General features: G+C 62.9%; 3 protein-coding genes. All 3 read left to right on the plus strand.

The genetic code is table 11. The features are described 5' to 3' along the window. Positions 1-157 precede the first annotated feature (157 nt). Genes RMO95_RS07085 through RMO95_RS07095 form a run of 3 tightly spaced genes read left to right on the plus strand, consistent with a single transcriptional unit; the run spans position 158 to position 3091 of the window. The gene (locus tag RMO95_RS07085; RefSeq protein WP_310449906.1) at positions 158-1114 is read left to right on the plus strand and encodes a tyrosine-type recombinase/integrase; all 957 of its coding nucleotides are present in this window, start codon (positions 158-160) and stop codon (positions 1112-1114) included. Further along, positions 1111-2085, plus strand: a complete 975-nt coding sequence (locus RMO95_RS07090) for a tyrosine-type recombinase/integrase (protein ID WP_310449907.1) — start codon at positions 1111-1113, stop codon at positions 2083-2085. Before RMO95_RS07085 ends, RMO95_RS07090 begins: the two co-directional genes overlap by 4 nt. After that, a complete protein-coding gene (locus RMO95_RS07095) occupies positions 2078-3091 on the plus strand; it encodes a tyrosine-type recombinase/integrase (protein WP_310449908.1) in 1014 nt (337 codons plus the stop codon). Before RMO95_RS07090 ends, RMO95_RS07095 begins: the two co-directional genes overlap by 8 nt. Positions 3092-3191 lie beyond the last annotated feature (100 nt).

Below are 3191 nucleotides of genomic sequence, written 5' to 3' on the forward strand. Positions count from 1 at the left end.
AAGGCCGATTATGTAGATGCCTTGATTATGTTGAGCTTTCAGCGACGTGGCTTGCTGGAGCTCGTGGCCATGGATCATTCGGGCGGCTGATGAAATTTTGAGCTCGACATAATTTCAGCGTTCTCCTGAAGTGGCGTTTCCACTCCAGGAGACGCTCATGAAACCAATCCCACAACCCCGGAGCGCGCAGCCTGCGCGTTCATCTGAAGTTCTTTCCGACCCTGTCGCCGACGAGTTACGCCGGTACGACGACCATCTGCGTGACGTCCGCGGCCTGGCGGCCTGCACGCGTCGCAACCATTGCCGCATCGTCGGTCAGTGGTTGCAGAAGAAGTTCGCTGGTGGCGTCATCAAGATAGGCAGGCTGCATGCGGCCGATGTTCGCCGCTTCATTGCTCGGCAACTGGGGGACAGCCCATCGCATTCGGCGGCCGCCCAAGTCGCAACCGCCTTGCGAAGTTACCTCCGCTACCGGACGATCTGCGGCGACTCAGTGGCGGGTCTGATCGCGGTCATTTCCTCGCCGGTGCAGTGGAAGCTTGCATCGCTGCCACGCGCCCTCAAGCCGGACGAAGTTCGACGGCTGCTCGCCGTACTCCCTTACGGGCGCAGGCCCCGGCGAGGCTATGCCATTGTCCGCTGCGCACTGGACATGGGGCTGCGTGCAGGCGAGATCGCGAACCTGTCGATCGACGACATCGACTGGCGCGCAGGCACGGTCATGCTGAAGGGCACGAAGTCGCGACGACAGGACATCCTGCCGCTGCCGATGACCACCGGACAAGCCTTTGTGGACTACCTGCAGCATGAGCGCCCGGCAACCACGAGCCGGGCACTCTTCCTTTGCCGCCGCGAATCGCGTGACATCCCGATCACAACCCATGTGATCCAGAACGCGATCCGCCGCGCCTGCCAACGGGCCGGCCTACCTGGTTCTGGATCGCACGTACTGCGCCACACACTGGCGTGTCGCCTTGTCGAGAACGGCGGCTCACTCAAGGAAGTTGCCGATGTTCTCCGGCACCGGTCGTTGGAAACCACCCGGATCTACGCCAAACTCGATACGCCAAACCTTGCTGATGTCGCGCTGCCCTGGCCGGGGAGCGAATCATGAGCCGACGCCAAAGCTTGCAGGCCAGAATCGACGACTATCTGGCCGAGCGTCGCCGCCAGGGTTTCCACCTGCGCTCCCGCGCCACCTTCCTCTCCAGCTTTGCCCGCTTCGTGGAATCCAAGCGCCATCGGGGTCCGCTGACGGCGGAACTCATGGTCGAATGGGTACGTGCCGGCAAGGATGGTCATGGCGATGCGGGCACCTGGGCGCGCAGTTGGGGACGACTGCGGCACTTCATCCGCTACCTCCAGCAGTTCGAGCCCGACACCGAGGTTCCCGAGGCGTCGCTCTTCGGTCCAGAGCCGGGGCGTGTTGCACCCCACATCTACCGTGAAGACGAAATCGTCGACTTGCTCGCGGCGACGCGCGCACTCGGCCCCGCCGCCAGCCTTCGGCCGTACACCTACGAAACCTTGTTCGGCCTGATGGCCTCGACCGGGCTGCGCGTTTCCGAAGCGATTCATCTGCGCGATGCGGATGTCGATCTCAAGCACGGAATGCTGACGATACGGCAGACCAAGTTCGCCAAGTCCCGGCAACTGCCAATCCATCCCAGCACGGTCAAGGCACTGGCGCGTTATCGGAAACAACGTGAGCGGCATCTTCCGACGGCAGCCGGCACGCCGTTCCTGATCGGTAGTCGCGGCTGCCGATTGGGGCTGCCGCTTGGAGAGCGGCAGGCGCATCGCGTCTTCAACGGTCTGCGCGATGGCCTCGGCTGGGTCAATCGCGGCGGACACGAGGCGCCCCGCTTGCACGACATGCGCCACACCTTCGCTGTGCGGCGACTGGTGCGCTGGTACGCCGACGGTGCCGATGTCGACCAGAAGATGCTGGCGCTGTCGACCTACATGGGCCATGCCGAGATCTTCTACACGTACTGGTACCTCACCGCCGTTCCCGAATTGATGGCGATCGCTGCCGGCCGGTTCGAGCAATTCGCCGATCTGGCGGGAGATGATGATGCGTAGGCAACCCAAACCGCCGCCGTCATTTCCTGCGCTCCTACAAGCTTTCTTTGTCGAGCATCTGACGCAACAACGCGCACTCAGCCCGCAGACGGTTGCCGCTTATCGGGACGCCTTCATGCTCTTCCTGGGCTTTGCAGAGGTGCGCCTTGGTCGCTCGCCGGCGCAGCTCACGCTGGCCGACATCACGCCGGACCTGATCATGGCCTTCCTCGATCATCTGGAACAAGAACGGCACAACAGCGTGCGCAGCCGCAATGCCCGCCTCGCGGCGCTGCGCTCGTTCCTGAAGTTCGCCGCGCACCGCGACGTGTCATCGCTGCAGGTGATCGAACACGCGCTCGGCGTTCCGGCAAAGCGCTTCGAGCGTCCGATGCTCGGCTATCTGTCCCGGGAGGAAATGCTGGCGGTGATCGGGACGCCGGATAGAACGTGGTTTAGCCAACGGGATCATGTGTTGCTGCTGTTGCTCTACAACACCGGTGCGCGGGTTTCAGAGATCGTCGGCGTGAAGGTCGGCGAGGTGGTGCTCGACGATGGGGCCGCCTGCGTTCATCTGCACGGCAAGGGACGGAAACAGCGCAGCGTGCCGCTGTGGCGTTCGACCGTCAGGACGCTCCGGGCTTGGCTCCGGCGGAATTCGCAGTTTGATGCGACTTCGCCGTTGCTACCCAATCGCGGTGGCCAAGCGATGTCGCGATGGAACGTGATGCAGCGACTGGAACGCGCCGTCCAAGTTGCCACAGAATCCTGTCCCAACTTGGCGAAACGCCAGATCACGCCGCACGTGATTCGCCACACGACGGCAATGCACCTGCTGCAGGCCGGGGTCGACATCAGCGTGATTGCGCTTTGGCTCGGTCATGAGAGTCCGGCAACCACTCATCAATACGTCGAGGCCGACCTGGCGATGAAGGAACGCGCACTGGCGAGGCTGCAAGAGCCAGAGACAAAGCTCCGGCGCTATCGGGCGCCCGACTCGCTGATCGACTTCCTGCGCACGCTCTGATTATGTAGAGTGCGAAATCGGCGCCTTCCGCTTCAGTCGGGCGGTTGGCGTACGACGCCGGACATGGCTCAACATAATCGAGGCATCTACATAATCGGCC

It is taken from the genome of Sulfuritalea sp. (genome assembly GCF_031426875.1).
In the GTDB taxonomy this organism is placed as follows: Bacteria; Pseudomonadota; Gammaproteobacteria; order Burkholderiales; family Rhodocyclaceae; genus Sulfuritalea.